Annotated in this window: 24 protein-coding genes; 17 read left to right on the top strand and 7 right to left on the bottom strand. The window is 68.4% G+C overall.

All coding sequences use genetic code 11. The features are described from left to right. Positions 1 to 103 precede the first annotated feature (103 nt). Together Q0Q02_RS09915 and Q0Q02_RS09910 are read right to left on the bottom strand one after the other, a co-directional pair. On the bottom strand, positions 104 to 1,483 hold the full coding sequence (locus tag Q0Q02_RS09915) for a glutamate--cysteine ligase (protein ID WP_293808935.1): 1,380 nt from the start codon (positions 1,481 to 1,483) through the stop codon (positions 104 to 106). Between the two features lie 168 nt (positions 1,484 to 1,651). Beyond that, positions 1,652 to 2,398 carry a 16S rRNA (uracil(1498)-N(3))-methyltransferase gene (locus Q0Q02_RS09910; RefSeq protein ID WP_293808933.1) on the bottom strand — a complete coding sequence of 249 codons (747 nt, stop codon included), beginning with the start codon at positions 2,396 to 2,398 and terminating at the stop codon, positions 1,652 to 1,654. On the opposite strand from Q0Q02_RS09910, the gene Q0Q02_RS09905 reads away from it, so the two are divergent. Together Q0Q02_RS09905 and ubiA are read left to right on the top strand one after the other, a co-directional pair. After that, the gene (locus Q0Q02_RS09905; protein ID WP_293808932.1) at positions 2,397 to 3,071 is read left to right on the top strand and encodes a hypothetical protein; all 675 of its coding nucleotides are present in this window, start codon (positions 2,397 to 2,399) and stop codon (positions 3,069 to 3,071) included. The two genes, Q0Q02_RS09910 and Q0Q02_RS09905, sit on opposite strands and share 2 nt — an antisense overlap. Before the next feature lie 8 nt (positions 3,072 to 3,079). Then, positions 3,080 to 4,045 carry a 4-hydroxybenzoate octaprenyltransferase gene (gene ubiA, locus Q0Q02_RS09900; RefSeq protein WP_293808930.1) on the top strand — a complete coding sequence of 322 codons (966 nt, stop codon included), beginning with the start codon at positions 3,080 to 3,082 and terminating at the stop codon, positions 4,043 to 4,045. A gap of 61 nt (positions 4,046 to 4,106) precedes the next feature. Here the strand turns inward: ubiA and Q0Q02_RS09895 are convergent, their stop codons facing one another. Then, positions 4,107 to 4,628: a DUF6101 family protein gene (locus Q0Q02_RS09895; RefSeq protein ID WP_293808928.1), complete on the bottom strand. Its 522-nt coding sequence runs from the start codon at positions 4,626 to 4,628 to the stop codon at positions 4,107 to 4,109. 249 nt (positions 4,629 to 4,877) lie between these two features. Between Q0Q02_RS09895 and Q0Q02_RS09890 the strand changes: the two genes are divergently transcribed. The 5 genes from Q0Q02_RS09890 to lpxK all read left to right on the top strand — a co-directional run bounded on the left by Q0Q02_RS09890 (position 4,878) and on the right by lpxK (position 9,128). Beyond that, positions 4,878 to 5,705, top strand: a complete 828-nt coding sequence (locus tag Q0Q02_RS09890) for a 3'(2'),5'-bisphosphate nucleotidase CysQ (protein ID WP_293808926.1) — start codon at positions 4,878 to 4,880, stop codon at positions 5,703 to 5,705. Positions 5,706 to 5,794: 89 nt separating this feature from the next. Next, positions 5,795 to 6,037, top strand: coding sequence for a DUF4170 domain-containing protein (locus Q0Q02_RS09885; protein WP_293808924.1), 243 nt, complete (start codon positions 5,795 to 5,797; stop codon positions 6,035 to 6,037). A gap of 42 nt (positions 6,038 to 6,079) precedes the next feature. Continuing rightward, the gene (locus tag Q0Q02_RS09880) at positions 6,080 to 6,820 is read left to right on the top strand and encodes a lysophospholipid acyltransferase family protein (protein WP_293808923.1); all 741 of its coding nucleotides are present in this window, start codon (positions 6,080 to 6,082) and stop codon (positions 6,818 to 6,820) included. Then, the gene (locus tag Q0Q02_RS09875) at positions 6,817 to 8,121 is read left to right on the top strand and encodes a 3-deoxy-D-manno-octulosonic acid transferase (protein ID WP_293808921.1); all 1,305 of its coding nucleotides are present in this window, start codon (positions 6,817 to 6,819) and stop codon (positions 8,119 to 8,121) included. The genes Q0Q02_RS09880 and Q0Q02_RS09875 overlap by 4 nt, the downstream gene beginning before the upstream one ends. Further along, positions 8,121 to 9,128 carry a tetraacyldisaccharide 4'-kinase gene (gene lpxK, locus Q0Q02_RS09870; RefSeq protein ID WP_293808920.1) on the top strand — a complete coding sequence of 336 codons (1,008 nt, stop codon included), beginning with the start codon at positions 8,121 to 8,123 and terminating at the stop codon, positions 9,126 to 9,128. Before Q0Q02_RS09875 ends, lpxK begins: the two co-directional genes overlap by 1 nt. A 15-nt stretch (positions 9,129 to 9,143) precedes the next feature. Here lpxK and Q0Q02_RS09865 read toward each other — a convergent pair whose 3' ends face one another. After that, positions 9,144 to 9,365 carry a DUF2093 domain-containing protein gene (locus Q0Q02_RS09865; RefSeq protein ID WP_293808918.1) on the bottom strand — a complete coding sequence of 74 codons (222 nt, stop codon included), beginning with the start codon at positions 9,363 to 9,365 and terminating at the stop codon, positions 9,144 to 9,146. A gap of 77 nt (positions 9,366 to 9,442) precedes the next feature. On the opposite strand from Q0Q02_RS09865, the gene Q0Q02_RS09860 reads away from it, so the two are divergent. Beyond that, a complete protein-coding gene (locus Q0Q02_RS09860) occupies positions 9,443 to 10,288 on the top strand; it encodes a dienelactone hydrolase family protein (RefSeq protein WP_293808916.1) in 846 nt (281 codons plus the stop codon). A gap of 158 nt (positions 10,289 to 10,446) precedes the next feature. Here the strand turns inward: Q0Q02_RS09860 and xseA are convergent, their stop codons facing one another. Beyond that, complete coding sequence (gene xseA / locus Q0Q02_RS09855; protein ID WP_293808914.1) at positions 10,447 to 12,039, bottom strand: exodeoxyribonuclease VII large subunit; 1,593 nt, start codon at positions 12,037 to 12,039, stop codon at positions 10,447 to 10,449. A gap of 244 nt (positions 12,040 to 12,283) precedes the next feature. On the opposite strand from xseA, the gene purD reads away from it, so the two are divergent. From purD to Q0Q02_RS09840, 3 genes are all read left to right on the top strand, one after another. After that, the gene (purD, locus tag Q0Q02_RS09850; RefSeq protein WP_293808913.1) at positions 12,284 to 13,561 is read left to right on the top strand and encodes a phosphoribosylamine--glycine ligase; all 1,278 of its coding nucleotides are present in this window, start codon (positions 12,284 to 12,286) and stop codon (positions 13,559 to 13,561) included. 125 nt (positions 13,562 to 13,686) lie between these two features. Next, positions 13,687 to 14,601: an alpha/beta hydrolase gene (locus Q0Q02_RS09845; protein ID WP_293808912.1), complete on the top strand. Its 915-nt coding sequence runs from the start codon at positions 13,687 to 13,689 to the stop codon at positions 14,599 to 14,601. Between the two features lie 276 nt (positions 14,602 to 14,877). Beyond that, the gene (locus Q0Q02_RS09840; RefSeq protein ID WP_293808911.1) at positions 14,878 to 15,732 is read left to right on the top strand and encodes a patatin-like phospholipase family protein; all 855 of its coding nucleotides are present in this window, start codon (positions 14,878 to 14,880) and stop codon (positions 15,730 to 15,732) included. On the opposite strand, the gene Q0Q02_RS09835 is transcribed toward Q0Q02_RS09840, so the two are convergent. Beyond that, positions 15,692 to 16,450 (bottom strand): helix-turn-helix transcriptional regulator, encoded by a 759-nt coding sequence (locus tag Q0Q02_RS09835; protein WP_293808909.1) that lies wholly within the window; start codon positions 16,448 to 16,450, stop codon positions 15,692 to 15,694. The genes Q0Q02_RS09840 and Q0Q02_RS09835 overlap by 41 nt on opposite strands. Before the next feature lie 105 nt (positions 16,451 to 16,555). Here Q0Q02_RS09835 and Q0Q02_RS09830 point away from each other — a divergent pair, with 105 nt between their 5' ends. Further along, positions 16,556 to 17,299: a sulfite exporter TauE/SafE family protein gene (locus tag Q0Q02_RS09830; protein WP_293808907.1), complete on the top strand. Its 744-nt coding sequence runs from the start codon at positions 16,556 to 16,558 to the stop codon at positions 17,297 to 17,299. Positions 17,300 to 17,400: 101 nt separating this feature from the next. After that, on the top strand, positions 17,401 to 17,652 hold the full coding sequence (locus Q0Q02_RS09825) for a hypothetical protein (protein ID WP_293808905.1): 252 nt from the start codon (positions 17,401 to 17,403) through the stop codon (positions 17,650 to 17,652). 118 nt (positions 17,653 to 17,770) lie between these two features. On the opposite strand, the gene Q0Q02_RS09820 is transcribed toward Q0Q02_RS09825, so the two are convergent. After that, a complete protein-coding gene (locus Q0Q02_RS09820; RefSeq protein ID WP_293808903.1) occupies positions 17,771 to 18,235 on the bottom strand; it encodes a nucleoside deaminase in 465 nt (154 codons plus the stop codon). A 687-nt stretch (positions 18,236 to 18,922) separates the two neighbouring features. On the opposite strand from Q0Q02_RS09820, the gene Q0Q02_RS09815 reads away from it, so the two are divergent. The 4 genes from Q0Q02_RS09815 to Q0Q02_RS09800 all read left to right on the top strand — a co-directional run bounded on the left by Q0Q02_RS09815 (position 18,923) and on the right by Q0Q02_RS09800 (position 22,332). Further along, complete coding sequence (locus tag Q0Q02_RS09815) at positions 18,923 to 20,584, top strand: pseudouridine synthase (RefSeq protein WP_293808986.1); 1,662 nt, start codon at positions 18,923 to 18,925, stop codon at positions 20,582 to 20,584. A 3-nt stretch (positions 20,585 to 20,587) separates the two neighbouring features. Beyond that, positions 20,588 to 21,148 (top strand): 16S rRNA (guanine(966)-N(2))-methyltransferase RsmD, encoded by a 561-nt coding sequence (gene rsmD, locus Q0Q02_RS09810; protein WP_293808902.1) that lies wholly within the window; start codon positions 20,588 to 20,590, stop codon positions 21,146 to 21,148. A 168-nt stretch (positions 21,149 to 21,316) separates the two neighbouring features. Beyond that, positions 21,317 to 21,964 (top strand): hypothetical protein, encoded by a 648-nt coding sequence (locus tag Q0Q02_RS09805; RefSeq protein WP_293808900.1) that lies wholly within the window; start codon positions 21,317 to 21,319, stop codon positions 21,962 to 21,964. Beyond that, positions 21,961 to 22,332, top strand: a complete 372-nt coding sequence (locus Q0Q02_RS09800) for a DUF2019 domain-containing protein (RefSeq protein ID WP_293808898.1) — start codon at positions 21,961 to 21,963, stop codon at positions 22,330 to 22,332. Before Q0Q02_RS09805 ends, Q0Q02_RS09800 begins: the two co-directional genes overlap by 4 nt. Positions 22,333 to 22,412: the final 80 nt, after the last annotated feature.

Raw genomic sequence — 22,412 nt, 5'->3', positions numbered from 1 at the left:
CCGACAGGTTAGCGGCGAGCTTCATCCAACTCGTTAATTTCAGGATCGCAATCCGCCCGAAATTGCGATTTTCGGGCGAAAAGCGGAGGCGCCGACAGGAGCGTCAGAGCGCCATCTCGGTCATGACGGGCTCGACCCTGCCATTCCAGGCATCGCGGTAGCGCGCTTCCAGCACCTGCGCGAGGTTCTGGCGGCGCTCCAGAATCGCATGCAGTGGCGTCAGGAAACGGGTCTCGTCCTCCCCGGCATCGTTCTTGAGGGCCCGGCGGGCGAGGCCGGCGCGCGACAGTTCCACGACCTCGGCGGCGATCTCCGCGAGCTTGCGTCCGCCGATCGTGGCGGCAAGCCCTTCGCGCGGAACCGCATCGCGCAGCGCCTGCCGTTCGGCCGCGCTCCAACCCTTGACGAGTTCCCAGGCCGCGTCGAGCGACGTGGTGTCATAGAGCAGCCCGACCCAGAAGGCCGGCATCGCGGCCAGCATGTCGGGCGGGCCGGCATCGCAGCCGCGCATCTCCAGGAAGCGCTTGAGCCTGACCTCGGGGAAGAGCGTCGAGAGATGGTTCGCCCAATCCGACATGGTGGCCTTCTCGCCCGGCAGTTGCGGCAGGCGGCCGGCCAGCAGGTCGCGGAAGGAAGCGCCGGCGACATCGTGATAGGTATCGCCGCGCTTGACGAAATACATGGGCACGTCGAGCGCCCAGTCGACATAGCCCTCATAGGACATGCCCTCGTCGAAGGCGAAGGCGAGCATGCCGGAACGTGCCTTGTCGGTGTCGCGCCAGATCTCGGAGCGCATCGACTGGAAGCCGTTGAGCTTGCGCTCCAGGAAAGGCGAGGAGGCGAACAGGGCGGTGGAGAGCGGCTGCAGCGCCAGCGAGACCCGGAGCTTGCGGACCATGTCCGCCTCGCTGGCGAAGTCGAGATTGACCTGCACGGTGCAGGTCCGGAACATCATGTCGAGGCCCATCGTGCCGACCTTCGGCATGTAGTTGGCCATGATCTTGTAGCGGCCCTTCGGCATCACCGGCGTCTCCGCGCGGGTCCAGAGCGGCGAGGCGCCGAGCGCGACGAAGCCGATATCGTGAGGCGCGGCCACCGCCTTCACATCGGCGAGATGGGCCTGAAGCTCGGCCTCCGTCTGGTGCAGGGTCTCCAGCGGCGCGCCCGACAGTTCGAACTGCCCGCCCGGCTCCAGCGATATCGCCCCGCCGCCATCCGGTCCGGCGAGCCCGATGATATGGCCGGCATCGACGATCGGCTCCCAGCCGAGCCGCTGCTGCATGCCTTCGAGCAAGGCGCGGATGCCGCCCGCGCCACCCCGACCTTCATAGGGAACCGGGCCGAGATCGCTCCGGTAGAACGGGAATTTCTCGTGCTCGGTGCCGATGCGGAAGGACGAGGCCGGTTTCTCGCCGGCGGCGATCCAGGCAATCAGTTCGGCCTTGGAGCCGATCGGGGTCGAATCGGACACGTCGCGAGCCATGGGCGCTCCGGCAGATGAGGCAAGACGGCCGGCCCCGACACCGAAAGTGCAAGGGGAACCGGCAGAGGATGCACAGACATAGGCGAGCGCCGGGCGCACGACAACGACCAGCGCCGTGCATTCGCGCAAAGGCGACCGGCGCTGGCGGCAAGCCTTGCCGCCAGCGCGTCAGGCGCGCGGCCAGTCGCCGAGAACCGCCTGAACCAGAGCCAGCGCCGCCACCGCTGCGGTGTCCGCCCGCAGGATGCGCGGACCGAGCGAGATCGGCAGCGTATTGGGCCGCGCCCGGATCAACTGCCGTTCGGCCTCGTCGAAACCGCCCTCGGGGCCGATCAGAACGGCGAGCGGCGCAGGCCCATGCGCCGCCAGCGTCGCGACCGGGCTCGCCTGCGCCATGCCTTCGTCGCAGAAGATCAGCAGCCGTTCCGGCGCCAGTGCGGCGAGCGCCGCTTCGAGCGGCCGTTCCGCCTCGATCGCGGGCAGGCTCAGGATGCCGCATTGCTCGGCCGCCTCGACGGCATTGGCGCGCAGGCGATCCAGGTTCAAGCGCGAAACCTGGGTGCGCCGGGTCAGCACGGGCTGGAGGACGCCCGCCCCCATCTCGACCGCCTTCTGCGCCATGTAGTCGAGCCGCGCATGCTTCAGCGGTGCGAACAGGTAATGCAGGTCGGAAGCCGGCGGCTGCGGCTTCGTCTGCCGGACCAGCTCGAGGCTCGCCTGCTTGCGCCCTTCCGGCACGAGGCGCGCGAGCCATTCACCGTCGCGACCGTTGAAGACGAGCACCGTGCCGTCGACCCGCAGCCGCAGGACGTTCAGGAGATAATTGGCCTGCTCCCGCTCCAGCGGGAGAATCGCCTCCGAAGCGAAGGACAGGTCGATGAAGAGCCGATGCCGGGCGAAATCGGGAACGGACATGGGCGCAGGCGCCTCCACGGAAGGACGGTGGTGGGGGCGACATGAAAAACGCCACAATCCCCTTTTAGCAGGCGACGCTTCCAACAAGGCACCCATGGACTCGCAAGAGCCGTTGGCGTTAACAGCGCCTGCTGTTAAGGACGTATTTAACGATCGGCCGGGCGGGCCGGCAATCCGGAGTAAGGACATCATGCGGCGTTGGATGGCTTCAGGTGCAATCGCGATGCTCGGTCTTGCCGTGGCTCCGTTCCTGGCGGCTGCCCCCGCAAACGCCCAGGCTTCGGGTTGCGAGCAGATCCAGAAGCTGATCAGCGAGCGCCAGTCGATCGTCGCGCGGCTCGCCGCCTCCCAGAAGGCCAAGAAGAAGATGACGCCGCAGGAAGCCTGCAGCACCTTCGGCCGCCTCTCCAATAATGGCGACGCCGCGATCAAGTTCGCCACGGCCAACCAGGACTGGTGCCAGATTCCGGCGTCCTTCATCGAAGGCATGCAGGCCGACAACAAGAAGGTGGCCGGCTTTCGCGCCCAGGCCTGTAACGCTGTGAAGCAACAGGCCGAGATGCAGCGCCGCGCCCAGCAGCAGCAGGCGCGCGGCGGCAGCCCGTTCGGCGGCGCCGATTCCGTCACCAGCGGCGCCGGCGGCGGGATGCGTGTCCCGCAGGGCGCACTCTGACCGGCGCCATGCCCGACCTAATCCCGCAGGGGACGATGCCAGGGCGTGATGCCCCTCTCCCCGATGCGCTCAAGGGGCATTGGGTCGATACGCGAGCGCCTCTTGCGACCCGGCCCTTCCTGAAGCTCGCCCGCATCGAACGGCCGATCGGCTGGTGGCTGCTGCTCATGCCCTGCTGGTGGGCGGCGGGGCTTGCCGCGATCGCAGCCGGCCAGCCTTATCCCAATCCATGGCACTGCCTGCTTTTCTTCGTCGGCGCTGTCCTGATGCGCGGGGCGGGCTGTACCTTCAACGACATCATCGACCGCAAGCTCGACGCCGAGGTCGCACGCACCCGCGGGCGGCCGCTGCCCTCGGGACAGGTGACGGCGAAGGCGGCCGCGCTGTTCATGGTCGCGCAAGCGCTGGCCGGCCTCGTCGTGCTCCTGCAGTTCAACCGCTTCACGATCATCCTCGGCATCGCCTCGCTGGCGATCGTCGCGATCTATCCGTTCATGAAGCGGATCACGAACATGCCGCAATTCGTGCTCGGGCTCGCCTTCTCATGGGGCGGACTGATGGGCTGGAGTGCGGTCTTCGGTCGGCTCGATCCGCCAGCCTACCTGATCTATGCCGCGTCCATCGCGTGGACCGTCGGCTACGACACGATCTACGCGATGCAGGATCTCGAAGACGACGTCATCGCCGGCATCCGGTCGAGCGCGCGCTATTTCGGTGATTATACGCGCGAGGCGGTGGCGCTCTGCTTCGCGCTGGCGGTTGTGCTGACAGGCGCGGCGATCTGGCTGGTCGGCGGCGGCCCTGTCGCCTGGCTCGGCTTCGCCGCCTTCGCCGTTCATCTCGGCCGGCAAGTGACGCGCATCAACGGCGCGAGCGCGCCTGAAGCCCTGCGGATTTTCCGGTCAAATCGCGATGCGGGACTGCTCCTGGCAGCGGGGCTCGCGCTCGATGCGGCGAGCCGGGCCTGGCTCTAGCTTTATTGTTTCGCATCCGCTTCCCCCGAAAACCGCAGTCCAGTTTTCGGGCCGGTGCATTTTAATCGGTCATCCGCTCGCCGCTGACGATCACCGGCAATTCGGAGAGGCGGCCGGTCTTGCGACGGGTCAGGAAGCGCGGGCGGCGGCCGTTGAGCAAGCCATGGCGGCGGCGGATGCGGATCGCTCCCAGCGCGACCCGGCCAAGCTGCGGATAAGGCTCCGTCACCACACCATCGGCGGCTTCGAGCAGGAGCGGCAAGCCGCTGGTCCGGCCGAAATCCCGCCAGAGCGCGACCGCATCCTCCTGATCGACCGAAGCCACCACGATGGAGCGGCCGTCGCCGGCGGTCAGGGCAAGCTCGAAACGCTCGTCGTCGCCAGCCGGATTGGCCAGACGCAGCGCGACACCGCGCCAGTTGGCGCCGCCGCGCAGGATCCGCACGGAGCCGATGCGCTCGATCGCCGGGGCGACCGGACGAGCCGGCATCGGGTTGCGGGAAACGATCGCTGTGGTTGTCGGACCGCCGGAGAGAACAGGCACAAAACCGCTCTCTCCGGCGGCCTGCGTGACGCTGGCCATCGGTTGTAACGCCTCTCTGTATTCCCTGCTGCAACGGAGCCCTCTGTCGATACCGGGGCTCTCGTGCTTGCCCTGCGAGAATGGCCGCCAGCTGTGTCCGAGCGCTTAAAGGGTTGGGTTAAAGGAAGGTGATTCCGCCCCGATCCGGCCCGAAACGGGCGGTTTCCCGCCGGATGCTTGACGGAATCTTTCGATCGGCGGCCGCATTTTCGGCTTGAAACAGCGGCTTTCACGGCTGATAGGGAAGACATGAACGCCACCACGCTACCGATCGCGGCCGAGCTGCTGAAAGCCGTCGGCGAAAGCTGCCTGGAGGCCGGCGCGATCGCCCTGGAGCTGTTCAGGCCCGGCGCGGCAACCGCCGCGCGGACATGGTCGAAGAGCGGCGGCTCGCCCGTCACCGAAGCCGATATCGGCGTCGACACCTTCCTGCGAATCCGGCTCTCCGAATTGTTGCCGGAAGCCGCCTGGCTTTCCGAGGAGACGGTCGACGATGCCCAGCGGCTGTCGCGCCGCTTCGTCTGGGTCGTCGATCCGATCGACGGCACGCGCGCCTTCATGCAGGGCTCGCCGGACTGGGCCGTCTGCGTCGCGCTGCTCGATCAGGGGGCGCCGATCCTCGGCATCGTCCATGCGCCGGCCTGCCAGGCGACCTATCGCGCGCTCACCGGTGGCGGTGCGACGCTCAATGGCGGGACCATCCAGACCTCATCAGCGATGAGCCTCGGCGGCGCCCGCGTCGCCGGCCCCAAGCCGATGCTCGACGCGCTCGCCCAGTTCGAGAGCTTCGAGGCCGTCGGCCGAATTCCGTCGCTGGCGCTGCGTCTCACACGCATCGCCGACGGCACCATCGATGCCGGCCTGATCTCGCCCGATGCCCGCGACTGGGACCTGGCTGCGGCCGATCTCGTGCTGAGCGAGGCCGGGGGGCGGCTGACCGACGGCGAGGGTCGGCCCGTCGTTTATAATCGCGAGGTGCCCGTCCACGGCATGCTCGCAGCCAGCAACGGCAAGCTCGCGGCGCCTTTGCGAACAGCCATCGAGCGGCTGCGCGACGGACGGACGCAGCCCGCCTGACGGTTTTTTTCAATGCTTCCGGCGCGGCCCGCTCGCATGGGCCGCCGGGATGGCTTATGGGGGCGCTACGGCCCCTGCAGGAGAGTTCGATGAGCGCGGAACCGGAACAGAAACAACTTCTTCATCTCGTCCTCGGCGGCGAGCTCGCCTCGCTCGACGGCATCACTTTCAAGGACTTGTCGAAGCTCGACATCGTCGGCGTCTTCCCGAACTATGCCACCGCCCACACGGCCTGGAAGGCCAAGGCGCAGCAGACGGTCGACCAGGCGCAGACACGCTATTTCATCGTTCATCTTCACCGGCTGCTCGACCCCGAGACCGCCAAGGGCTGAGCCCAAGCGGCCTCCACACAACAGGACCCGACAGCAGAACCCATGGGTTTTTCGATCCTCAAGACGCGCGTGGCGCAGGAGACGCTCGGCCGCTTGCTGGCCGGCTACCTGCGCCTTGTGCAACGCACGAACCGGATCGTTTTCGAGCCCGCCAACATCTACGACCGTGTCCGGCCGGAACTGCCTGTCATCTTCGCGATGTGGCACGGCCAGCACATCATGATCCCGTTCGCCCGGCCGGACTGGATGCCGGCCTGTTCGCTGGTCTCGCGCCACGGCGATGGCGGCTTCAATGCAGTCGCGCTGCGCGAACTCGGCATCGGCGCGATCCGCGGCTCGGGCGCGCTCGGCAAGAAGATCCGTGAGAAGGGCGGTGCCAGCGCCTTCCTCGCCATGGTGAGGCGGCTTGCGGCCGGCGACACCATGGTGCTGACCGCCGACGTGCCCAAGCGGGCGCGCATCGTCGGCCCCGGCATCATCTCGCTCGCACGAGCGTCCGGCCGGCCGATCCGTGCCGTCGCCGTGGTGACGAGCCGTCGCATCGATTTCAACAGCTGGGACCGCGCCTCGATCGGCCTGCCCTTCGGGCGCTGCGCCATCGTCGTCGGCGAGCCGATCCTGGTGGCGCGCGATGCCGACGAAGCGACGCAGGAGGCGGCGCGGCTCGCCTTGCAGGCCAGTCTCGACGACGTGCATGCCCGCGGCTATGCGATCGTCGGCAGCCGCGATCCGGGCGCCGGCCTGCGCGAGAGACAGGAAGCTGCCGCCGGAGCACCGGCATGAGCGGCAAGGGCGCGATCCTCCGCAGCTATCGCTACGCAACCTCCTTGCTGGAGCCGGCTGCAGCAGGACTGCTGCTCTGGCGCAAGCGGCGCGGCAAGGAAGATCCCGAGCGCCTTGCCGAGCGGCGCGGCCACGCCAGCGTCAAGCGGCCGAACAAGCCGCTGGTCTGGCTGCACGGCGCCAGCGTCGGCGAGACCGTGACCCTGCTGCCCCTGATCGCCAAGTTGCAGAAGCGCGGCTTCGCCGTGCTGGTGACCTCGGGCACGGTCACCTCCGCCAAACTGATGGCGGCGCGACTGCCAGGCGGCGTGATCCATCAGTACATTCCGCTCGACGTGCCGCGCTACATGCGCCGCTTCATGGATCATTGGCGGCCGGAGCTCTGCCTGATCTGCGAATCCGAGATCTGGCCGAACCTGCTGATCGAGGCGCAGCGGCGCGATTTGCCTGTCGTGATGGTCAACGGCCGGATGTCGGAGCGCTCCTTCGCGCGCTGGTACAAGACGCCGAAGACCTCGCGCTTCCTGCTCTCCTGCTTCGAGGCCTGCCTCGCGCAATCGCAGGGCGATGCCGAGCGGCTGGCCCAGCTCGGCGCGCCGCGCGTCAGCGTCGCGGGAAACCTGAAATTCGACGTTCCCGCGCCGCCTGCCGATTCCGATACGCTCGCCATCCTCGACGGTCAGACGACGGGCCGCCCGGTCTGGATCGCCGCCAGCACGCATCCGGGCGAGGATGAGCTGGTGCTCGCCGCCCATCTCGCGATCAAGCCCTATCTGCCGAAGCTGCTCACCATCATCGCGCCGCGCCATCCGCAGCGCGGCCCGGACATCGAGGCGCTGGTGGAGGCGAACGATGTCGCCGTCTCGCGCCGCGCGGCCGGCGGCAGCCCGGAACGCGATGTCGATCTCTATGTCGCGGACACCGTCAACGAACTCGGACTGTTCTACCGATTGTCGCAGGTCGCCTTCCTCGGCGGCTCGCTGGTCGAGGGCATCGGCGGGCATAACCCGATCGAGCCGGCCAAGCTCGGCTGCGCCCTGCTGCACGGGCCGCATGTCCACAACGCCGCCGAGATCTTCGCGGCCTTCGATCGCGATGGCGGCTCGCGTGAGGTCGCCGATGCGCAGGCGCTGGCCGGCGCGGTCCATCGCTGGCTGAACAATCCGGCCGAGGCCCGACAGGCGGCGCGGACCGCCGCACAGACCGCGACCGAACTCGGCGGCGCGCTGAACCGCACGCTGCATGCGATCGAGCCGCTCCTGATGCGGGTCGCGATTGGCCAGCGCGAGAGCGCGCCCTGATGCTGCGGCGCGCCCCGCGCTTCTGGTGGCGGGAGAAACCCACGCTGCTCGCCCGGCTGCTCCAGCCGCTCGGCTTCATCTACGGCCAGATCACTTTGCGGCGGATGCGCCAGCCAGGAACAGAAGCCGGCCTGCCGGTGATCTGCGTCGGCAATTTCATCGCAGGCGGTGCCGGCAAGACGCCGACCGCGATTGCCCTCGCCCGCCTGCTCGCGGAGCGCGGCGAGAAGCCCTTCGTGCTGATGCGCGGCTATGGCGGCCGGCTCGCCGGCCCCGTCGAGGTCGATCCCGACCGGCATCGCGCCGCCGATGTCGGCGACGAGCCGCTATTGATGGCCCGCCATGTCCGCACCGTCATAGCCCGCGACCGCGTGGCCGGCGCCAGGCTGGCGCGCGGCCTCGGGGCTAGCGTCGTCGTGATGGATGACGGGTTGCAGAATCCGTCGCTGGTGAAGCAGCTCAAGCTCGCGGTGGTCGACGGGGCGAGCGGCACCGGCAATGGGCTCTGCCTGCCGACCGGCCCCTTGCGCGCGCCGCTTGCCGATCAGATGAGCGAAACCGACGCCATCGTCGTGATCGGCCCGGGCGATGCAGGAGAACGCGTCGCTGCCATCGCGCGGGCGCAGAAGAAGCCGGTCGTCGCGGCAGCCCTCAAGCCTGCTGATGCCGCCGTCGCACGCTTGCGCGGGCAGACGGTCGTGGCCCTGTCGGGGATCGGCCGGCCCGAGAAATTCGCGGCGACGCTGCGAGAGGCGGGGGCGCGCATCGTCGCCGAGCAGGCCCATGGCGATCATCACGCCTATGATCAGGCCGATATCACCGCTGCGCTCGCAACCGCGCGCGAGCATGGCGCCCTGATCGCGACGACGGAGAAGGACTGGACCAAGCTCGCGCCGCTTTGGCCCGAGGAGACGCGCGGGTCGCTGGTCGTGGTGCCGGTCTCGCTGGTCTTCGCGGAGCCGGCTGTGGTCGAAGGGCTGCTTGCAGCCATCTCGAAGGCTGGATGAGAGCCCTGTCGCTCGTCAGGCGCGGCCGGCGCGGCGCAGTCTCAGGAGCGCGGCTTCCGACGAGGCATAGGCTTCCTGCCATTCGATCGACCAGTAACGGAGATCGTCGAGTCGGATCGGTGCGCCCGTCACGGTACAACGCACGAAGGCGCCGGGCTTGACGACGCGGAACTCCCCGGGGCCGTAATCGATGACGGCTTCGGGGCCTTGAGGTGGAATGCGCTCGCTGATGTTCATCAAAATTGCATCAAATCATTGATCGGGAAACGGAAAGCCGGGATACTCCGGGGTTTGTGATAACCTTCTGGTCGACGATGTCCAGTCTCCAGCGCCTGTTGGCGTGCCTGATCAGCCTTGCGCTGCTCGCAGCACCGGCCGCCCAAGCCGGCGGCTACGAGCGCGTCGCCATTCCCAGCGAACAGGGAACGCTGACGGGCGTCTTCTATCTGCCGGCCGGCCAGGGGCCTTTCCCGGCGGTGATCGCTTTGCATGGTTGCGGTGGCTTGTGGCGTGAGCAAGGCCAACTCTCGATGCGGCATGCCGATTGGGGCGAACGCCTCGCCGCCGCCGGCTTTGCCGTGCTGATGCCGGACAGCTACGGCTCGCGCGGGCTCGGCTCGCAATGCGGCGTGAAGGACCTGACGGTCCGGGCCGGGCGCGAGCGCGTCGCCGATGCGGCCGCGGCGCGCGTCTGGCTGCAGCAGCGCAACAATATCAAACGCGATTCCATCGCCCTGCTCGGCTGGTCGAGCGGCGGCCTGACCGTGCTCACGGCCATCCGCAAGGAGCAGGCCCCGACCGACGGCAAGCCGGATTTCAAGCGCGCTGCCGCCTTCTATCCCGCCTGCCGGAGCCAGTCGGAATCACCGAGCTTCTCCGCCCGCATCCCGCTGCTGATCCTGATGGGCGATGCCGACGACTGGACGCCCGCCGCGCCTTGCAGCCATCTCGCCAAGGCCGCGCAGGCGCGCGGCGAGCAGGTCGGCCTCGTGCTCTATCCTGGCGCGCTGCATGATTTCGACCACCCCCGCCTCGAGGTGAAGGAGCGCGACAACATCGCCTATTCCGCCAGCGGCACGGGCAAGGTCACGGTCGGCACCAACATGGCGGCGCGCGAGGATGCGCTGAAGCGGGTCAAGGCCTTCCTGACGGCGCCTTGAGCTGAAGCAAGCGCTTTTCCGCTGAACCGCGGGCCATCCGGGATGCAGCGAAGCGGAGATCCGGGATCCATGCCTGAACCAGAATTCGGAGACGCTCCGGCATGGATCCCGGGTCAAGCCCGGGATGACGGCGTGTTTCCCAAGGAAATCGACAAAATCTAGAACAGATCGCCTTGCGTGGCGGGATGCGTCCCCTTGCGCGCCGGACGTGGCGCCGGTGGCTTCGCCCCTCCCTCGCCGCCCGAGACGGTAACGCCGAAGCTGCCATCGACGAGCTGAACCGACAACGCCCTGCCCGGCTGAACCGCCTCGACACTGCGCACCAACACACCGGCCTCGTCGCGGATCAGGGCATAGCCGCGGGAGAGCACGGCTTCCGGCCCGAGCGAGCGGACCAATGCCCAGAGCGAGACAAGCCGGTCGGCACGGCGATGCAGCGTCTGGCCAAAAGCGCGCTCGGCCCTCTGTGCCAATGCCGCCGCGCGTTCGCTGCGCTGGATCAGGCTCTGGCCGAACGCATTGCGTGCCCGCGTCTCCAACGTCGCGAGGCGATCGCGGGCATTGGCGACCCGGATACGCTCGCTGGCAACGGCATTGCCTCTGGCGGCGGCCAGAGCGCGCCCGAAGCTGTCAAGCTGCGTCCGCAGGCGAACGAGCGCAAGGCGGGGCGAACGCCCCTCCAGCCGACGCGAGAGCCCCTGCAATTGCTGCTCATGCGCACGGGCATTGCGCGCCAGCGCGGGCGCCAGCCGCGTCGCGGCGAGATCGAGCCGCTGGCGCGGGCCGGACAGGACGGCTTCCGGCCCCGGCAAGGCGCGGGCGAGCGCGCGCAGGTCGCTGCGGCGGCGGTCGGAGAGGCGCAGCATCGCGCCGGCATGGCGGCGCGCGAGATCGGCGACGAAGCCCATCAATTCCGCCCGCACCGGCACGACCTTCTCGGCCGCGCCGGTCGGCGTCGGCGCGCGCAGGTCGGCGGCGTGATCGATCAGCGTCCAGTCGGTCTCATGGCCGACGGCGGAGACCAGCGGAATCTCGGAGGCAGCAGCGGCACGGACGACGACCTCCTCGTTGAAGCTCATCAGGTCTTCGAGCGAGCCGCCGCCACGTGCGACGATGATCACATCAGGGCGCGGGATGCGCCCGCCTTCGGGGAGCGCATTGAAGCCGGCGATGGCGTTGGCGACCTCGGCGGCGCTGGTCTCGCCCTGCACACGCACCGGCCAGACCAGGACATGGCGGGGAAAGCGATCCTCGAGGCGGTGCAGGATATCGCGGATGACCGCGCCGGTCGGCGAGGTCACGACGCCGATCACCGAGGGCAGATAGGGGATGAGCTGCTTGCGCCCCTCGGCGAAAAGCCCCTCGGCGGCGAGGCGCTTGCGGCGCTCCTCCAGCAGCGCCATGAGCGCGCCGGCTCCGGCCAGCTCGAGCGAATCGATGACGATCTGGTAGCTCGACTTGCCGGCGAAGGTGGTGATCTTGCCGGTGGCGACGACCTCAAGCCCTTCCTGCGGGCGCGTCTTCAGGCGGCCGAAGACGCCCTTCCAGATCACCGCATCGATCTTGGCGTTGGTATCCTTCAGCGAGAAATAGACATGGCCGGAGGCGACCGGGCCGCGATAGCCGGAAATCTCGCCGCGCACGCGCACGAAGCCGAAATTGTCCTCGATGGTACGCTTCAGCGCTCCGGAAAGGTCCGAGACGCTCCATTCAGGGGCATTGCCGGTCGTCTGCTGCGATTCGCTGGTCATGGCCGGACCATAGCGGGATGAAAGAGACAGCAGAAGCGTTGCCCGCAGCGCGCGAGGCGGCTATTGCGCCCGTAAGTAACTCGACCCGCCTCCCGCGGGTCATCCCGGGCGGCCGCAGGTCGACCCGGGATCCATTCCGGAACCTTCATCGGAAGCGCTCAGGAATGGATCCCGGATCTCCGCTTCGCTCCGTCCGGGATGACGGCAGACAGGGCGCGCGAACATCCGAACCAGCGGAGCCAACATGAAAATTCTTCTGATCGGTTCGGGCGGCCGCGAGCATGCGCTCGCCTGGGCGATTTCGGCCTCGCCGCTCTGCGACACGCTGTTCATCGCGCCGGGCAATCCCGGCACAGCCCATTGCGGCGAGAATGTCGTGGTCGATGTCGCCGACCATGCCGCCGTCGTCGCCTTCTGCCGCTTGCACGGCGTCGATCTCGTCGTCGTCGGGCCGGAAGGTCCGCTGGTCGCCGGCATCGCCGACGATCTGCGCGCCGCAGGCATCAAGGTCTTCGGCCCGTCCAAGGCCGCAGCCCAGCTCGAAGGCTCGAAGGGCTTCACCAAGGAGCTCTGCGCCGAGTTCAATATCCCGACTGCCGGCTTCGGCCGCTTCGGCGATGCCGCTTCCGCCAAGGCTTACGTTGCGAGCCAGGGCGCGCCGATCGTGATCAAGGCCGACGGGCTCGCCGCTGGCAAGGGCGTGATCATGGCCGAGACGTTGGACCAGGCAAACGAGGCCATCGACATGATGTTCTCGGGCAGCTTCGGCGCGGCCGGAGCCGAGGTCGTGGTCGAGGAATGGATGATCGGCGAGGAGGCCAGCTTCTTCGCGCTCTGCGACGGCGCGCATGCGCTGGCGCTGGCCTCGGCACAGGACCACAAGCGCGTCGGCGACGGCGATACCGGCCCGAATACCGGTGGCATGGGCGCCTACTCGCCCGCCCCCGTGATGACGCCCGCGCTGACGGAGCGCGTCATGGCCGAGATCATCCGGCCGACGCTGGCCGGCATGGCCAAGCGCGGCACGCCGTTCCAGGGCGTGCTCTTCGCCGGACTGATGATCACGGCGCAGGGGCCGAAGCTGATCGAGTACAACACCCGCTTCGGCGATCCCGAATGCGAGGTGCTGATGCCGCGCCTGAAGAGCGACATCGTGCCGGCGCTGCTCGCCGCCTGCGACGGCGTGCTCGACCAGGTCGACCTGCGCTGGCACGACGAGGCGGCGCTGACCGTCGTGCTCGCGGCCAAAGGCTATCCCGCCAAGCCGGAGACCGACAGCATCATCCGTGATGTCGAGAAGGCCGAGGCGCTGGATGAGGTGCTCGTCTTCCATGCCGGCACGAAGCTCTCGAACGGCGATCTCGTCGCCAATGGCGGGCGCGTGCTCAATGTCGTCGCGCTCGGCAAGAGCGTCGGTGAAGCGCAGAAGCGCGCTTATGAGGCGGTCGACCAGATCGACTGGCCCGGCGGCTTCTGCCGTCGCGACATCGGCTGGCAGGCGGTGAAGCGCGAGCAAGGCTGACAGTTCGCCATCGCCGGGTCACAACACCGCCGAATGCAGCATTCGGCGGTGTTGTGTTTCTTCTTGCATCGACTTGCCCCGAAAACCGGTTCCCACTTTTCGGGTCGATGCTTATGCTCGCCGGCATGGCGAACATCGACTCCCTCTTCCCCGGCTTCAAGGCGCACTGGATCGACGGGCCAGTCGGCAAGATCTTCGCGCGCGTCGGCGGCGAAGGCCCGCCGCTGGTGCTGATCCATGGCTTCCCGCAGACCCATGCCGAATGGCATCGGCTGGCGCCGGAGCTGGCCAAGACCCACACCGTCGTCTGCCCGGACCTGCGCGGCTATGGCTGGTCGGCGGCGCCGCATGGCGATGGCGGCAAAGAGACCTACACCAAGCGTGGCATGGGCGAGGATATCGTCGCCGCGATGGAGGCACTCGGCCATATCCGCTTCGGCGTGATCGGCCATGATCGCGGGGCGCGCGTCGCCTATCGCCTCGCGCTCGACCATCCCGGCCGCGTCGAGCGGCTCGTCCTGCTCGACATCCTGCCGACGGTCTCGATGTGGGAGGGCATGAACGCGGCGCGCGCCATGCAGATCTATCACTGGACCTTCCTCGCCCAGCCGGAACCGATCCCGGAAAACCTGCTCAAGGCCGATCCGGTCGGCTGGCTCGACCGCACCATCGCGAGCTGGAGCCGGGCGAAGAATCTCGACCTGTTCGACCCGCTGGCGATGCAGTCCTATGCGGAATCCTTCAGCGATCCCTCGCGGACCCACGCGGCCTGCGAGGATTACCGCGCCGGCGCCACCACCGATATCGAGCACGACAAGGCCGATCTCGCTGCGGCCAAGCGCATCTTCTGCCCGACATTGGCGCTCTGGGGCGAAGCCGGCATCCCCGCGAAGGGCGCGAGCCCGCTCGCCATCTGGCACGATACCTTCGCACCGCATGCGGAAGGCCAGGCGATCGATAGCGGCCACTTCCTGCCGGAGGAGAACCCGCAGGCCACCCTCGCGGCGCTGAAGCCGTTTCTCGCACGGGCTGTGGCCTGAGCCGGAAGGCCATGAACACGACGCTACTTAGGATTGCGTGGACAGCGCGGGGAACCCCTCTCCTGTAAGGAGAGGGGCAGGGGTGAGGTGTAGGCCCCTGGACCAGTTGCGAACGCCCTCGCCGCCGCTGCGGTTGGGGCAAGACCAAGATGTCCAACAGCCTACCCCTCACCCTGCCCTCTCCCTCCGGGAGAGGGTTCCCCGCGCTATCCCCACTTTCCTGGAGCTGGGCGGCGCTCATGGATCGGGCGGCGGCTTCATCGACGATGAAGGACAATGAAGACGGATTCTGAACCCGGCACACTTGAGATCGCGCTCGTGCTCGGGGCCGGTGGAGCGCGCGGTCTGAGCCATATCGCAGTTCTGGAGGCATTCGACGAGCTCGGCCTCGAGCCCGCACGCATCTCCGGCTGCTCAATCGGCGCGATCATCGGCGCAGCCTATGCCGCTGGTCTCTCCGGCCGGGAGCTGCGCGAGCATGTGCTGGCAACCTTCCGCGACCGGGCGCGAGTGATCGCGCGCCTGCTCGACTGCCGCGTCGGCAAGCTCGCCGATCTCGTGCGCGGCCTCGGCAATCCCGTCCTGATCGATGGCGAACGGCTCCTCGACCTGTTCTGGCCAGAGGCCGTGCCCGACCGTTTCGAGGAACTCACCATACCGTTCTCGGCGATCGCGGCGGATTATCACCGCCACACCGAGGTCACGCTGCATGACGGGCCGCTGACGCCGGCGGTCGCGGCTTCGCTCGCCATTCCCGGATTGGTGCGTCCGGTCGCGCTCGGCGGGCGCGTGCTGATCGACGGCGGTGCCATCGATCCCCTGCCCTATCGGGACCTGCTGGCGTCAAACCGCATCGTCGTCGCAGTCGATGTCAGCGCACCCATGACCGAGCCGGGCGAAGCGCGCATTCCCGGCGCGATGGAGGCGATCGTCGGCGCCTCGCAAATCCTGACCCGCACGCTGGTCCAGCGCCTGATCGAGCAGGAGCCACCGGATATCCTGATCCGGGCCGGAGCCGATCGCATCGGTGGGCTCGACTTCTTCAAGGCCAAGGCGATCCTCGCGGCAGCCGAGCCAATCAAGGACGAGGTCAAGCGAGCGCTGGAACGGGCTCTCGACGCGCAGCGCTGACAGGCTCCGGCGCATCGCAGCGGAAGCCGGGCAGCGCGGCTTCCAGCACCCCTCGCCCCTCCTCGGTCAGGATCACGGCGCGGCTGTCCTTGCGGCGGCGGACCCACTCCATCTCGAAGCACCGGCAAGCGAGCGAGGCCGCGAGATAACCGGCGAGATGCGGCCGGCGCTCGCTCCAGTCGAGACAGGGGCGCAAGGCGGCGCGGCGGCTCTTGGCGCTGGCGTCGGGATCGAGGCCCAGCCCCCTGAAGATCGCCTTGCCCGAGGCGGTCAGCGCATAGCCGCCTTCGCTCGCGGCGAGATGGCCGCCCGCCATCAGGGTATCGTGGATACCGATGCCGAGCCTACCGGCGAAATGGTCGTAGCAGGTACGGGCCTGGCTCAGTTCCGCGCCGACACGCGAGGGCAGGCGCCGGCTGGTGCCATCGAGATTGGCCAGTACCATCAGCCCTTCGAGCGCCGTCGCGACCTCCGGCCCGGCCAACCGGTAATAGCGGTGGCGCCCCTGCACCGCGACGTCGATCAGCTTGCCCTGCATCAGCTTGGCGAGATGGCCGCTGGCGGTCTGCGGCGCGACGCCGGCGATCCAGGCGAGTTCCTTGGCCGTCAGCGCGCGGCCATCCATCAGCGCATGCAGCATGTTGGCGCGGGCCGGATCGCCCATCAGATGGGCGATCTCCGCGAGATAGGGGCCGGAATAGGTATTTGGCGTGCTCATGTCGGCATGATGCGCCATCCCGCCATCGCCGCAAGCGGGAACGCTACGGCGACGGCCGTAGCGTCAGGTCGCGACAGCCGCCTTGAGCGATGCCACAAGCAGGCCATGGACAACACGACTCTCCTCCTCTTCGTCACCGCGACCTTCGTGCTCGCCGGCTTCGTCAAGGGTGTCATCGGGCTGGGCTTGCCGACCATCGCGGTCGGCATCCTCGGCGTGGTCATGGCGCCCGCCCAAGCGGCGGCTCTGCTGGTCATGCCCAATCTCGTCACCAATGGCTGGCAGATCGCGACCGGGCCGAAGCTCGGTGCCACGCTGAAGCGGCTCTGGCCGATGCTCGCGACCATCTGCCTGGGCACCTGGGCCGGCGCCGGCCTGCTGCAGCAGCAGAAGGACGGCAGCGCCACGCTCTGGCTCGGCGCAGCGCTTATCCTCTATGCACTCGTCGGCCTGAAGGCGGCGAAGCTGCGCGTGCCGCCCCGCTGGGAAGGCTGGCTCGGCCCCGTCATCGGCTTCACCACAGGCGTGGTCACGGCGGCCACCGGCGTCTTCGTGCTCCCGGCCGTGCCCTATCTGCAGGCGCTCGGCTTCGACAAGGACGAGCTTGTGCAGGCGCTCGGCATCTCCTTCATCGTCTCGACGCTGGCGCTCTCCCTCGGCCTGATCGGGGCTGGCGCGCTCAACGGCACGGTCGCCTGGCAGTCGCTGCTCGCGCTCGTCCCGGCGCTGATCGGCATGGGCGGCGGGCAGTTCATCCGCAGCCGCATCTCCCCCGCGACCTTCAAGATCTGCTTCTTTGCCGGGCTGCTGGCACTGGGCGCCTATCTCTGCTGGCGGAGCCTGGCTTGATGGTCCGGCTCTTGCTTTGCGAGTGACGGCCGGCCTGCTGGACTTAACCAGTCGCTAACCATACGGGCGCAGCCTCGACCGGCAGCAACGGGAGCGTCTGCATGGATGCCTTCACCATGGTCGTCATGGCCTGCGTCACCGGCGAGGCGCATTGCGCGACAAGGCGCATCAGCGAGATGGATTTCACCACTGTGCAGGCCTGCGAGGCTCGGGTCGACGACATCATCCGTTCGATGACGAAGGAATTCGGCAAGCGCCCGGAGTTCAAAGGCCGACAGGTGACCTATGACGTCTCCTGCATGGACCGCGCGCAGCTCGCGGCGAAATTCGGCATCGCCTCGTCGGATACCTGAGAAGACACCTCGGCCGTCATGCTCGGGCTTGACCCGGGCATCTCGGAAACCAGAGCCTTCTCGTCCTGAGATTCTCTGGTCTACGCTTCGCTCCGCCCGAGAATGACGAGGCTGTGGACTAGCGCCGCTCACGGAAGAAATCCCGGAGCAGTGCCCCGGCCTCGGTCTCGCGCAGGCCGCCATAGACTTCCGGCGCATGGTGGCAGGTCGGGCTCTCATAGAGCCGGACGCCGTTCTCGACCGCGCCGCCCTTCGGATCGCCCGCGCCGAAATAAAGCCGCCTGATCCGGGAAAACGAGATCGCCGCCGCGCACATCGGGCAGGGCTCGAGCGTGACGTAGAGATCGCAGCCGATCAGGCGCTCGCTGCCGATCGCCTCGCAGGCGAGCTTGAGCGCCAGCATCTCGGCATGGGCCGTCGGGTCCTTCAGTTCCAGCGTGCGGTTGCCGGCGCGGCCAAGAACCAGACCATCCCGCAGCACAACCGCTCCGACCGGCACTTCGCCGCGCGCGGCAGCCGCCTTCGCCTCGTCGAAGGCGAGCGCCATCGCGTCGACGGTAGATGAGTGTTGCGGCTGCGACATCGAAAACCCCAGCTTTGGCGCTCGCAGCAAGGGAAAGCCTCTGCTACAAGCGCCGGTCATAGCGAATAAGCGAGCCAGGCCTTTCCCGCAAAGCGGTTGTGCTCGGCCGGCTCAGGAGCAACCATGAAAGACGACGACAACAACAGAGGCCGCGGCCCACGCAAGGGCGGTGGCGCCGGCGGCCGTGGCCCCGGCTCCGGTGGCAAAGGCTTTGGCGGCAAGCCCTTCGGCAGCCGCTCAGGCGGTGAGGGCCGTGGCCCCGCGCGCGACGGCGAGCGCAAGCCGTTCCGCAGCCGCTCAGGTGGCGACGAGCGCCCTGCCCGTGACGGAGAGCGCAAGCCCTTCCGCGGCCATTCGGCCGGCGACGAGCGCCCAACCCGCCGCTTCGAGCGCCCTGCCGAGGGCGAGGCTCCGCGTCCACGCCGTTTCGATGGCGACCGGCCGGCCCGCTTCAAGGCCGAGGGTGAAGGCCGCGGCTTCCGCGAGCGGACCAGTGAGGATCGTCCGCGCCGTCCGGCGCGCACCGGCGACCGGCCCTTCGCCGGCCGCGACAGGCCGCAGGGTGACACCCCCCCGCGCGGCGAGGGCCGCGATGGCGAGAAGCGGTTTTCGCGTCCGCGCGCGCCGCGCTTCGAAGGACATGAGGATCGTCCGCGCCGCCCGCGCGAGGATGCGCCCGAGCGCAAGCTGATCGTTGCGGAAGAGCCGGAGCGCATCGCCAAGGTGATGGCGCGCGCCGGCGTCGCCTCGCGCCGCGACAGCGAGGCGATGATCGCGGAAGGCCGCGTCAGCGTGAACGGGACCGTGCTGGAAAGCCCGGCCTTCGACGTGAAGCCGACCGATGTCGTGCTGATCGACGGCGAGCCGCTGCCGGCCCGCGAGCGCACGCGGCTCTGGCTCTACCACAAGCCCCGCGGCGTCGTGACGACCAATTTCGACCCGGAAGGCCGCCCGACCGTCTTCGACGTGCTGCCGGAGGATCTGCCGCGCGTGCTGACCATCGGCCGGCTCGACATCAACACCGAAGGCCTGCTGCTGCTGACCAATGACGGCGGGCTGGCGCGCGTGCTGGAGCTGCCGGAAACTGGCTGGCTCCGGCGCTATCGCGTGCGCGCCTTTGGCGAGGTGACGCAGGACAGGCTCGACACGGTCAAGGACGGCGTCACCATCGATGGTGTCCATTATGGGCCGGTGACGGCGCGTTTCGAGCGCCAGCAGGGCTTCAACACCTGGCTGACGGTCGATCTGCGCGAGGGCAAGAATCGCGAGGTCAAAACCGTGCTCGAGCATCTCGGGCTGACGGTGAACCGCCTGATCCGCATCTCCTTCGGCCCGTTCCAGCTCGGCGATCTCGAAGAGGGCGAGGTCGACGAGATCCGCTCGCGCGTGCTGCAGGACCAGCTCGGCATCGAGCTCGCGGCCAAGGCCGGCGCCGATTTCGAATCGCCGCGCCGTGACGCCCTGCCTGCCGCGCCGCGTCCGGCGCCGGGCGGCGACGACCGCCCACGCCGCCGCCGCGATGACGCCGAAGACCAGCACGAGACCCGCCGCGAGGCGGTGCGCGAATTGCGCGGCGACAAGCCCTGGACCCGCACCGTCTGGCGCGATGCCGAGACCGAGCCGCAGCGCGAGCGCAAGGCCCCGCCGCGCCGCGGCGCCGACCCGAAGCTGGAGCGGCAGGAGCGCGAGGCCACCGGCGACGTCAAGCGCCGCCGCGACACGCCGATCGCCGACCCGAAGGGCCGGCGCGTGCTGGTCGAGCGCGTCAGCGCCCCGGTGGCGGATGAACGCGCCGCGCCCGCCCGCGAGAGCAAGCGCAGGCCCGACCGCATGCCGCGCCAGGAACGCGGTCGCGAAGAGCGTGGCGGCGACGAGGCGCGCACCCAGCGCCCCCTCACCCGCACCGGTGGCGATGAGCGGCCCGCACGGCGTCCGCGCAGCGAGGCCGGCGGACGCGATCGCGGCGGCGACCGCCCTTGGGAGGATCGCGCCCCGCGTGGCGAGCGTCCCGACCGTCCCCCGCGTGACGGCTCCGAGCGCCCTGCCCGCGCCTTCCGCGAGCGTTCATCCGAGGACCGGCCGCGCGGCCGCAGCTTCGACGACAAGCCCAGCGGCAGGGGTTTCGGCGGCAAGAGCTTCGGCGCACGCTCTTCGGAGCGCTCGGGCGATGATCGGCCCCGTGGCCGCAGCTTCGGTGACAAGCCGAGTGGCAAGGGCTTCGGCTCGCGCTCCTCGGATCGCCCGGCCGGTGGCGGACGCCCCTTCGGCGGCAAGCCCGGCGGTGGACGACCGGGCGGCGGCAAGGGCCCGCGCCCCGGCGGCGGCCCGCGTGGCGGGAACCGCGGCTAAGCGATGCGGATTGTCGGCGGACGTCTGGGCGGCCGGCCTCTGGCCGGCCCGAAACCGGGGATCGGCAGCATCCGGCCGACCTCGGACCGCCTGCGGGAATCCCTGTTCAACGTGCTCGTCCACGCCTATGGCGACGCAATCGAGGGCGCGCGCGTGCTCGATCTCTTCGCCGGCACGGGCGCGCTCGGCTTCGAAGCCTTGTCGCGCGGCGCCGGTTTTGCACTCCTGGTCGATGACGGCACCGAGGCCCGCGGCATCATCCGCGAGAACCAGATGGCGCTGGGGCTTGCCGGCTTCAGCCGCATCTTCCGCCGCGACGCGACCAAGCTCGGCCCGATCACCGGCATGGCGCCGTTCGGTCTTGTCTTCTGCGACCCGCCCTATCGCAAGGGGCTGGGCGAGAAGGCGCTGATCTCCGCCCGCGAAGGCGGCTGGCTGGCGCCGGACGCGCTGATCGTGCTGGAAGAGGCGGCAGATGCCGAAATTGGCCTGCCGGACGACTTCGAGGAGCTGGAACGGCGGGGTTACGGCGAGACGCAGGTGCTGGTGCTGCGCGTCGCGTAACGCGAGCGCGCGGAGACCTTATCCCCGGCTCCATTTCCGCGCTTAATCTCCGCATCCGCCGCGGAGACCAGGCGCCGGATGCCAATCCTCAGATCCATCGAACCTTGCGGGCTTGTGCTGACGGCCCGCCGCCATACCCTCGCGTGCCATCTCGTTGGCGAACGCTTGATGCGCGCCCTCGCCCGTTTGCGGGCGCTCGTCGAGAAGGGCGGGTTCAACCCCGATCAACCGCGTATTCCGGCGGGCAGCCCGGAAGGCGGCCAGTGGGGCGGCGGCGAGGGCAGCGGCCAAAACCGGCGGCCGGGCATCGGCGACAATGGCGGTCCGGCGCTCGATCCCGTCAAGGACCCGCCCCAAGACCAACAGGCGAAGACCAAGGCCGCGAAGGCGCTGGCAAAGGCGATCGCGCGCCAGGCGCTGAGACGGACCGGGCCGATCGGCGCCGTCGTCACGGCAATCGAAGTCGGTCACTGGCTTTATACGGAATGGCCCTCGATCCGATCCTATCAGGACGAGCCGAAATCGCTCGGGGAGCTTCAGGAGCAGGTCGGCAAGGGGCGGCGGGGCTATGACGACCACCATATCGTCGAGCAGGGCGCGGGCTCGCGTGAAGGCTTTTCATCCGCCGCCATTGACGGCACCGACAATGTCGTCAGCATCCCGCGATACAAGCACCACGAGATCACGGGGTGGTATGCAAAGAAGAATATCAATTACAGCCAACTCTCACCGCGTGATTATCTGCGCGACAAGAGTTGGACCGAACACGTGGAAATTGGACATGAGGCTCTTAGGCTTTTCAAGGTGCTGAAATGACCGCATCCAAGCTGACAGCACTCACAGCCCAAGAGCTGAAAGACCTCTTCGAGCAGCTTTGCATCCAGCAATACGACGCCCTCGAGGGCAACGCGATCGCCAGCTACAATAAACGCTACGATCAGATTCTGGCGATCCAGAACGAGCTCAAGGCCCGCCCCGGAGACCAGAGGCGAATCCTCATGAGCTTATTTGGGCACCCCAACATGCAGGTCCGCCTCACGGCCGCCCATGCCAACCTCGCGGTCGACTATATTGCTGCACGACGCGAGCTTCAGGCCATCGTCGACGAACAGTGGTTTCCGCAATCCGGCGATGCCGGAATGACGCTCTGGAACCTCGACCGCGGCTTCTACCGTCCGACCTGACCCTATCGCCGCCCGGACAATCGCTCGATATCCGACGACTTCAGTTCGACATCGGTCGGCTGGCGGTTGCGAGGAGCTGG

This window comes from uncultured Allobosea sp., from assembly GCF_945956895.1.
Lineage (GTDB): Bacteria > Pseudomonadota > Alphaproteobacteria > Rhizobiales > Beijerinckiaceae > Allobosea.
This window is presented reverse-complemented; position numbering and strand designations above follow the sequence as displayed.

Coding starts and splice junctions, on each gene's coding strand:
- Q0Q02_RS09915 (WP_293808935.1), bottom strand. CDS start 1,483: ATGGCTCGCGACGTGTCCGATTCGACCCCGATCGGCTCCAAGGCCGAA.
- Q0Q02_RS09905 (WP_293808932.1), top strand. CDS start 2,397: ATGGGCGCAGGCGCCTCCACGGAAGGACGGTGGTGGGGGCGACATGAA.
- Q0Q02_RS09910 (WP_293808933.1), bottom strand. CDS start 2,398: ATGTCCGTTCCCGATTTCGCCCGGCATCGGCTCTTCATCGACCTGTCC.
- ubiA (WP_293808930.1), top strand. CDS start 3,080: ATGCCCGACCTAATCCCGCAGGGGACGATGCCAGGGCGTGATGCCCCT.
- Q0Q02_RS09895 (WP_293808928.1), bottom strand. CDS start 4,628: ATGGCCAGCGTCACGCAGGCCGCCGGAGAGAGCGGTTTTGTGCCTGTT.
- Q0Q02_RS09890 (WP_293808926.1), top strand. CDS start 4,878: ATGAACGCCACCACGCTACCGATCGCGGCCGAGCTGCTGAAAGCCGTC.
- Q0Q02_RS09885 (WP_293808924.1), top strand. CDS start 5,795: ATGAGCGCGGAACCGGAACAGAAACAACTTCTTCATCTCGTCCTCGGC.
- Q0Q02_RS09880 (WP_293808923.1), top strand. CDS start 6,080: ATGGGTTTTTCGATCCTCAAGACGCGCGTGGCGCAGGAGACGCTCGGC.
- Q0Q02_RS09875 (WP_293808921.1), top strand. CDS start 6,817: ATGAGCGGCAAGGGCGCGATCCTCCGCAGCTATCGCTACGCAACCTCC.
- lpxK (WP_293808920.1), top strand. CDS start 8,121: ATGCTGCGGCGCGCCCCGCGCTTCTGGTGGCGGGAGAAACCCACGCTG.
- Q0Q02_RS09865 (WP_293808918.1), bottom strand. CDS start 9,365: ATGAACATCAGCGAGCGCATTCCACCTCAAGGCCCCGAAGCCGTCATC.
- Q0Q02_RS09860 (WP_293808916.1), top strand. CDS start 9,443: ATGTCCAGTCTCCAGCGCCTGTTGGCGTGCCTGATCAGCCTTGCGCTG.
- xseA (WP_293808914.1), bottom strand. CDS start 12,039: ATGACCAGCGAATCGCAGCAGACGACCGGCAATGCCCCTGAATGGAGC.
- purD (WP_293808913.1), top strand. CDS start 12,284: ATGAAAATTCTTCTGATCGGTTCGGGCGGCCGCGAGCATGCGCTCGCC.
- Q0Q02_RS09845 (WP_293808912.1), top strand. CDS start 13,687: ATGGCGAACATCGACTCCCTCTTCCCCGGCTTCAAGGCGCACTGGATC.
- Q0Q02_RS09840 (WP_293808911.1), top strand. CDS start 14,878: ATGAAGACGGATTCTGAACCCGGCACACTTGAGATCGCGCTCGTGCTC.
- Q0Q02_RS09835 (WP_293808909.1), bottom strand. CDS start 16,450: ATGAGCACGCCAAATACCTATTCCGGCCCCTATCTCGCGGAGATCGCC.
- Q0Q02_RS09830 (WP_293808907.1), top strand. CDS start 16,556: ATGGACAACACGACTCTCCTCCTCTTCGTCACCGCGACCTTCGTGCTC.
- Q0Q02_RS09825 (WP_293808905.1), top strand. CDS start 17,401: ATGGATGCCTTCACCATGGTCGTCATGGCCTGCGTCACCGGCGAGGCG.
- Q0Q02_RS09820 (WP_293808903.1), bottom strand. CDS start 18,235: ATGTCGCAGCCGCAACACTCATCTACCGTCGACGCGATGGCGCTCGCC.
- rsmD (WP_293808902.1), top strand. CDS start 20,588: ATGCGGATTGTCGGCGGACGTCTGGGCGGCCGGCCTCTGGCCGGCCCG.
- Q0Q02_RS09805 (WP_293808900.1), top strand. CDS start 21,317: ATGCGCGCCCTCGCCCGTTTGCGGGCGCTCGTCGAGAAGGGCGGGTTC.
- Q0Q02_RS09800 (WP_293808898.1), top strand. CDS start 21,961: ATGACCGCATCCAAGCTGACAGCACTCACAGCCCAAGAGCTGAAAGAC.